Here is a 7542-nt window from a genome sequence, read left to right as displayed (position 1 = left end):
TAGTGCGCGGAATCATGGGCGGCGCCGTCGTCGTGAGCCTTGGCGGTGAACTGATCGATCAACTCGTTGGCGGCGCCGGCCCGCGCCGTCGCCTCGCCGACTGCGCGCAGGTTGTTCTGCCAGGCCGCACCGGGGGCGCCGGTGAACACCGTTGGCGCGATGCCCGCCAAATCCGCGTACAGCTTCGGTGTCAGTGCTTGCGAGCCCAGAATCAGGTCAGGGTTGGCGGCCTTGATCGCGCCGAGGTCAGGCTTGCTGCGGGTGCCCACGCCCGGCGCCTTGTGCACGACCGTGCCCAAGTACGACGGCTGGTCCGAGGAGCCGTCCGGCAGCGCGGCCCCGACGATGCGGGCCTGCAGACCCAGTGCGCACAGCGCGTCGAGCTGGTCGCCGGCGAGCACGACGATGCGTTGCGGGTCCTCGGGTACCTGGACGGTATCGGGCTGGACTCCGGCCGCGTTGTGCGCGATTCGCGGCGACACTGCAGCGTCGAGGCCGGCCGGTTCGGGGGCGCACGAGTCGTCGGGCCGGCGCTGGTTGCCCAGCACGCCCACACCGGCGATCTGGGTGGTGCTGGTGATCACCGACGCCGAGGGTGCTGCGCCGCCGGGGGAACCCGAGGTGCAACCGCCACACGCGGCAATGCAAGCCGAGGCCGTGATCGTGGCGGCCAGCGCGAGTCGTACACCCCTGAGCGGCACGGCTCCGACGTTAACATCTGAGCAGGTGAAGCCGACTGCAGCGAGGCCGGGCATACGTGGTCACCCGCAATTACGACAGTTTGTAGGACCTGTCCGACGCCGCGCCCATTCGCAGGCTAGACTCGAAAACCTGATCGCGGTTGTCCTGCTCGACGTTTGGAGGCGCTCTTGACTGCCGAAGCCCCCCCCTTGGGAGAAATCGAGGCTAGTCGCCCGTACCCGGCCCGACTCGGGCCCAAAGGCAACCTGATCTACAAGCTGATCACCACGACCGATCACAAGCTGATCGGGATGATGTACGTGGTCACGTGTTTCGCCATGTTTTTCATCGGCGGTCTGCTGGCGCTGCTGATGCGCGCCGAGCTGGCAGAGCCTGGGCTGCAGTTCTTCTCCAACGAGCAGTACAACCAACTTTTCACCATGCACGGCACGATCATGCTGCTGCTGTATGCGACGCCGGTCGTGTTCGGCTTCGCCAACCTGGTGCTGCCACTGCAGATCGGGGCCCCGGACGTGGCGTTCCCGCGGCTCAATGCCTTCTCCTACTGGCTGTTCTTGTTCGGCGCGTTGATCGTCCTGAGCGGTTTCATCACCCCGGGGGGTGCCGCGGAATTCGGCTGGACCGCCTACACCCCGCTCAGTGACTCCATCCATTCACCCGGCGCCGGCGGCGACCTGTGGATTACCGGTCTGATCGTTGCTGGTCTGGGCACCATCCTGGGCGCGGTCAACATGATCACCACCGTGGTGTGCATGCGGGCCCCGGGCATGACAATGTTCCGGATGCCGATCTTCACCTGGAACGTCCTGGTGACATCCATCCTCATCTTGATCGCATTCCCGCTGCTGACCGCGGCACTGTTCGGACTGGCCGCCGACCGGCAGCTCGGCGCCCACATCTACGACCCGGCCAACGGCGGGGTTCTGTTGTGGCAGCATCTGTTCTGGTTCTTCGGCCATCCCGAGGTCTACATTGTCGCCCTGCCGTTTTTCGGCATCGTGACCGAGATCTTCCCGGTGTTCGCCCGCAAACCGGTCTTCGGCTACACCACGCTGGTGTACGCGACGCTGTCGATCGCGGCGCTGTCGATTGCGGTGTGGGCGCACCACATGTTCGCCACCGGCGCGGTGCTGCTGCCGTTCTTCTCCTTCATGACTTATCTGATCGCGGTGCCGACCGGCATCAAGTTCTTCAACTGGATCGGCACGCTGTGGAAGGGCCAATTGACCTTCGAGACGCCGATGCTGTTCTCGCTGGGCTTCCTGGTCACCTTCCTGCTGGGTGGTCTGACCGGCGTGCTGCTGGCCAGCCCGCCGCTAGACTTCCATGTCACCGACAGCTACTTCGTGGTCGCGCACTTCCACTACGTCTTGTTCGGCACCATCGTGTTCGCCACCTACGCCGGCACTTACTTCTGGTTTCCGAAGATGACCGGCCGGCTACTCGACGAGCGGTTGGGCAAGCTGCACTTCTGGCTGACGTTCATTGGGTTCAACGTGACATTTTTGATCCAGCACTGGCTGGGTGACATCGGTATGCCACGCCGGTACGCCGATTACCTGCCAACCGATGGGTTTCAGCCTTACAACGTCGTGTCGACGATCGGCGCATTCATCCTCGGCGTTTCGATGATTCCGTTCGTCTGGAATGTCTTCAAGAGCTGGCGCTACGGCGAAGTAGTCACCGTCGACGACCCATGGGGTTACGGCAACTCGCTGGAGTGGGCGACCAGCTGCCCGCCGCCGCGGCACAACTTCACCGAGCTGCCGCGCATCCGCTCCGAGCGCCCCGCGTTCGAGCTGCACTACCCGCACATGATCGAGCGGATCCGGGCGGAAGCTCACGTCGGTCGGGCGCACGGCCCCTCTGACGGCGACGTCACCCGAGCCGACGACATCAACGTCCGCACGTAATGCCTTATCGCGGAGACAATCTGGGGTGAGTATCCCCCGCAAGGTGTCGGCGCTGATCACCGTCACCGGTCACGACAAGCCAGGCGTGACGTCGGCCCTCTTCGAGGTGCTGTCCGCGTACAAGGTCGAATTGCTCAACGTCGAGCAGGTGGTGATCCGAGGCCGGCTCACGCTGGGCGTGCTGGTGACCGCCGCCGCGGACGTCCTTGACGGCCAACCGTTTCGGGACGAGATCGAGTCCGCGATTCACGCGGTGGGCCTCGACGTCGCCATCGAGCGCAGCGACGATCTGCGGATCATCCGCGAACCCTCGACGCACACCATCATGGTGCTGGGACGTCCGATCACCGCAGAGGCGTTCGGCGCGGTGGCCCGTGAGGTCGCCGCGTTGGGCGTCAACATCGACCTGATCCGCGGGGTCTCCGACTATCCCGTCACCGGTCTCGAGCTCCGGGTCTCGGTGCCGCCCGGTGTCGGGGGACGGCTGCAGGAGGTGCTGACGCGGGTCGCCGGCGACGTCGGTGTCGACGTCGCGCTCGAGGACTACAGCATCGCGCGTCGGGCCAAACGGCTCATCGTGTTCGACGTCGACTCGACGCTGATCCAGCAAGAAGTCATCGAAATGCTCGCGGCACGCGCAGGCGCCGAACACGCGGTCAAGGCGATCACCGATGCCGCCATGCGCGGCGAATTGGACTTCGCCGAGTCGCTGCACCAGCGGGTCGGCACACTGGCCGGCCTGCCCGCCGAGGTGCTCGACGAGGTCGCCGCAGACGTGGAGCTGACCCCGGGCGCGCGGACCACCATCCGCACGTTGCGTCGGCTGGGCTACCACGTGGGTGTGGTGTCCGGTGGCTTCCGGCAGGTCATCCAGTCGCTGGCCGACGAGCTGATGTTGGACTTCGTCGCCGCCAACGTGCTCGAAGTCGTCGACGGCAAACTCACCGGGCGGGTGGTCGGTGAGATCGTCGACCGCGCCGGTAAAGCCAAGGCGCTGCGCGACTTTGCCAGTCAGGTCGGAGTCCCGATGGCGCAGACGGTCGCGGTCGGTGACGGTGCCAACGACATCGACATGTTGTCCGCTGCCGGCCTGGGCATCGCGTTCAACGCCAAGCCCGCACTGCGAGAAGTCGCCGACGCGTCGCTGAGCCACCCCTACCTGGACACGGTGCTGTTTCTGCTCGGCGTGACGCGCGGTGAGATCGAGGCCGCCGACGCACTCGACGGCGTGGTGAGCCGCGTCGACATCCCGCCTAGTTGATCGCACGCATGCTGGGCGTGGGTCGTTGCGGGCTAACGAACCACACCACCTGTCACACCAGTAACCGAAGTTGGTGGCACTCATCTTTTTGAATTGTGGTCGAAGCGGTATCACCCCGGCGGTGATATCGCCCGTGGTCAGAAAACGAAAAAAGAGTGTGTCCACCCAGCCCGAGGTCAACGGGGCTGGTGTGACTCACGGTGCCATCAACGCTCGTACCGTCGAAGGGCGGCGTCGTAGGTCGCTGCTCATCCCGCCGCAATGGTTGCTCGGCCGGTACGGCACGATGGTCGGGTGGCCGACGAGACAAGTGAGGCAGTCGACCCCGACCTGCTGATCGACTTCACCGACGTATCGTTGCGTCGCGACGGCCACACCCTGGTTGGGCCGGTGACCTGGTCGGTTGAACTCGACGAACGCTGGGTGATCATCGGGGCAAACGGCGCCGGAAAGACGTCGTTGCTACGTATCGCCGCGGCCGCCGAGCATCCCACGTCGGGGGTTGCCCACGTGCTGGGCGAGCGGCTCGGCCGCGTCGACATGTCCGAGCTCCGGTCGCGGGTGGGGCTGAGTTCTTCCGCGCTGGCACAGCGCATTCCCGGTCACGAGATGGTCCGCGATCTGGTCGTCTCGGCAGGGTATGCGGTGCTGGGGCGGTGGCGGGAGCGTTACGAAGACGTCGACTACCACCGCGCGGTGGACATGCTGGAGAGTCTGGGCGCCGAACATCTTGCCGACCGCCGCTACGAAACGCTGTCCGAGGGCGAACGCAAGCGCATCCTGATCGCCCGGGCGTTGATGACCGACCCCGAGTTGCTGCTGCTCGACGAGCCGGCCGCCGGTCTCGACCTGGGCGGACGCGAGGAGCTGGTGGCACGGCTGACCGACCTGGCCGCCGATCCCGACGCGCCCGCGCTGGTCCTGGTCACCCATCACGTCGAGGAGATTCCGCCCGGCTTCAGCCACTGCATGCTGCTGTCAGAGGGGCGGGTCGTCGCGGCGGGATTGTTGACTGACGTGCTGACCGCGGAGAATCTGTCCGCGGCGTTCGGCCAGTCGATCGACGTGGACGTGATCGACGGGCGTTACTTTGCCCGTCGCACCCGCACCCGCGCGGCACACCGGAGGCGCTCATGACCGAGGACACATTCGTTCCGCTGCCGGTGCGCCCGGCTGCGACGGTGATGCTGTTGCGTGCGGGCCCGAATGGCGGGGAGGGAATAGACGTCTTCCTGATGCGACGCCACTCCAAGATGGAGTTCGCCCCGGGAACCATGGTGTTCCCCGGCGGTGGTGTCGACGACCGCGATCGCAAACCCGACATCGCGTGGGCTGGACCGCCGCCGCAGTGGTGGGCTCGGCGCTTCGGCACCGACACCGCGTTGGCCGCCGCACTGGTGTGCGCCGCCGCCCGTGAGACCTTCGAGGAATGCGGCGTGTTGTTCGCCGGCCCGGCCGACGACCCGAATGGCATCGTTCGCGACGCCTCGGTCTACGCCAACGCCCGCCGTGACCTGGACGACAAGACTCTGTCGTTCGCCGACTTCCTGCGTCGGGAAAATCTGGTGCTGCGCTCAGATCTGCTGCGGCCGTGGGCCAATTGGGTCACGCCCGAGGCCGAGCGCACGCGCCGCTACGACACCTATTTCTTCGTCGGCGTGCTACCTGAAGGTCAGCGCGCCGACGGCGACAACACCGAATCCGACCGCGCGGAGTGGACGACGCCGCAGGCCGCCATCGCCGACTTCGAATCCGGCCGTTGCTTCCTGCTGCCACCGACCTGGACCCAGCTGGATTCGCTGAACGGGCGCACGGTTGCCGAGATATTGGCCGTCGAGCGGCACATCACGACGGTGCAACCACACCTCGAAATCGACGGCGACAATCTCAACCTCGACTTCTTCGACTCCGACCGCTATCACCGCGCCCGCAAAGCCGGCGGACTCAAGTGGCGGCATTGAACGAGTTCGTCGGCGTGCACCTGGACCCCGGCCATCCGGGAATCGGGGCGCTGGTGCTCTCCCGGCCGCCGACCAACGCGCTGACCAGACAGGTGTACCGGGAGATCGAGCAGGCAGCGGACGAGGTGAGCCGTGACGAGAGTGTCTCCGCGGTCATCCTGTTCGGCGGCCATGAGATCTTCTCTGCGGGTGACGACATGCCGCAGTTGCGCACGCTGACCGCGGCTGAAGCCGAGAGCTGGATCCGGGTGCGCCGTGCCGCTGTCGACGCCGTCGCGGCGATCCCGAAGCCCACCGTCGCCGCGATCACCGGATACGCGCTGGGAGCGGGCCTGGGTCTGGCGCTGGCCGCCGACTGGCGGGTCAGCGGCGACAACGTCCGGTTCGGTGCGACGGAAATTCTGGCCGGGCTGGTTCCCGATGGTGACGGCATGGCGCGGTTGGCCCGCACGGCCGGTATGAGTAAGGCCAAGGAACTGGTGTACAGCGGCCGCTTCTTTGACGCCGAGGAGGCGCAGGCGCTGGGGTTGGTCGACGAGGTGGCGGCCCCCGACGGGGTGTATGACGTGGCCGTGGCCTGGGCCGACCGTTTCGTCGGCGTGCCTCGCGTCGCGCTCGCCGCCGCCAAGGCCGGCATCGACGACCCGCACACGCTGGCGCCGTCCGCGCGGTGGGATGCGGAGCGCCGCCGCTACCTTGAGGTCTTCGACGCCAATCTGAGGCGGCCGCCGGGCGCGACGACGTAAAGAAAATCTGAGAAAAGCCTTTGCAAAGGTTGAGAGTTGCCCGCTAGTATGAGCTGTCTCACATCAACTGGAGGCCTCGGAATTGATGCGTTTGAATCGCGTACTCGGCGTTGGTGTGGCTGTCGGTAGCGTTTTCGCGTTCGGAGCAGCCTCGCCCGCGCACGCCGACGATTTCGGCCTCGGCGACGTGATCAGCAACCTCGTCGCCGGCGCGAGTTCGGCCGCCCTCGGCAGTTCGGGTGTCGACCAGGCGCTCGCCGCCACTGCCTCCAGCACGGAAACCCTCTCCGAGGGGGCCCTGTTCCAGCAGTACGTCTACGACCCGCTGCACACCGCCGTCGAGGACTGGATCAGCAGTTCGTTCGGTGAGCAGATCGACAACGTGGTCAACACGACGTCCGGGGAATTCCTGATCGGCAACGGCGCGCCCGGAACCGAGCAGGATCCGACCGGCGGCGCCGGTGGGTTGTGGTTCGGTGACGGCGGCAACGGCTGGAACAGCGATGAAGCCGGTGTCGCCGGTGGATCCGGCGGCGATGCTGTCGGCTTCTTCGGCAACGGCGGTGACGGGGGCGACGGCGGCGCCGGCGCAAACGGCGGTGACGGCGGTGACGGCGGATCGCTATTCGGCATCGGTGGCAACGGTGGCAATGGCGGCGCAGGCTCCGGTGGTTTGCCGGCTCTCGGCGGGGCCGGCGGCGATGCCGGCGTGTTCGGCATCCACGGCATGGTCGGCGACTACGGCACGAGCACCGACGCTGTCACGAGCACCGGCTCCTCGGACCTCGAATCCCTCGGTACCACCGGCAGTTGGATCACCAACAGTGACGGCCAGGTCGTCATCCTGCACGGGCTCAACGAGGTCTACAAGGTGGCACCCGGTGAGCCCGCCGCCGACGGTTTCGGCGCCAACGACGCTGCCTTCCTCGCCGCCAACGGATTCAACGCGGTCCGGGTGG

7 protein-coding genes are annotated in these 7542 nt (G+C 66.5%); 6 read left to right on the top strand and 1 reads right to left on the bottom strand.

Annotated features, from left to right (window positions below; translation table 11 throughout):
- Positions 1-755, bottom strand: a 755-nt coding sequence (locus AC2VOU_RS03125; protein WP_486956042.1) for an ABC transporter substrate-binding protein, incomplete at its 3' end; no start/stop codon positions are given.
- Between the two features lie 114 nt (positions 756-869).
- Between AC2VOU_RS03125 and ctaD the strand changes: the two genes are divergently transcribed.
- From ctaD to AC2VOU_RS03095, 6 genes are all read left to right on the top strand, one after another.
- Positions 870-2615 carry an aa3-type cytochrome oxidase subunit I gene (gene ctaD / locus AC2VOU_RS03120; protein WP_486956041.1) on the top strand — a complete coding sequence of 582 codons (1746 nt, stop codon included), beginning with the start codon at positions 870-872 and terminating at the stop codon, positions 2613-2615.
- Between the two features lie 31 nt (positions 2616-2646).
- The gene (gene serB, locus AC2VOU_RS03115; RefSeq protein WP_486956043.1) at positions 2647-3876 is read left to right on the top strand and encodes a phosphoserine phosphatase SerB; all 1230 of its coding nucleotides are present in this window, start codon (positions 2647-2649) and stop codon (positions 3874-3876) included.
- Positions 3877-4137: 261 nt separating this feature from the next.
- Positions 4138-5013 (top strand): ABC transporter ATP-binding protein, encoded by an 876-nt coding sequence (locus AC2VOU_RS03110; protein ID WP_486956040.1) that lies wholly within the window; start codon positions 4138-4140, stop codon positions 5011-5013.
- Positions 5010-5837, top strand: coding sequence for an NUDIX hydrolase (locus AC2VOU_RS03105; RefSeq protein ID WP_486956039.1), 828 nt, complete (start codon positions 5010-5012; stop codon positions 5835-5837). Before AC2VOU_RS03110 ends, AC2VOU_RS03105 begins: the two co-directional genes overlap by 4 nt.
- Positions 5825-6583 (top strand): enoyl-CoA hydratase, encoded by a 759-nt coding sequence (locus AC2VOU_RS03100; RefSeq protein ID WP_486956038.1) that lies wholly within the window; start codon positions 5825-5827, stop codon positions 6581-6583. Before AC2VOU_RS03105 ends, AC2VOU_RS03100 begins: the two co-directional genes overlap by 13 nt.
- Positions 6584-6698: 115 nt before the next feature.
- On the top strand, positions 6699-7542 hold an 844-nt coding region (locus AC2VOU_RS03095; RefSeq protein ID WP_486956037.1), incomplete at its 3' end, for a PGRS repeat-containing protein.

This window comes from Mycobacterium sp. TH-M25 (genome assembly GCF_057473665.1).
Note: the sequence above shows the minus strand (reverse complement) of the source record. Positions and strands in the feature narration are given on the sequence as shown.